This is a genomic window from Lysinibacillus sp. GbtcB16, assembly GCF_019091145.1.
GTDB lineage: Bacteria > Bacillota > Bacilli > Bacillales_A > Planococcaceae > Lysinibacillus > Lysinibacillus fusiformis.
Window position 1 is genome coordinate 1 of sequence record NZ_JAGXJV010000891.1, and the last position, 234, is coordinate 234.

The 234-nt window shown below is 65.4% G+C and carries 1 pseudogene; it reads right to left on the reverse strand.

What is annotated here, in order from left to right:
- Positions 1-234, reverse strand: a pseudogene (locus KVT27_RS26220) (carbohydrate kinase); the annotation flags it as partial.

Here is a 234-nt window from a genome sequence, read left to right on the forward strand (position 1 = left end):
TCGCTGACCTTGACCACATCCGCAAGCTCCAGCTGCGCAAGGATTTCCGTCCGAGCCGCGTCAGCGCTCGGCCAGAGCGCAAGGCGCACATTGGGGTCGTACGACACCAGTGCGCCAAGGCTTTTCGCGCGCCGCGCAGCGTCCAGCGTCGCGGTGCGGCAAGGCTCGGCAATCAGCGAGACCGAGCCGAAATGATAGACCGCTGCGTCCTCAAGCCACTGCGTCTGGACTTCG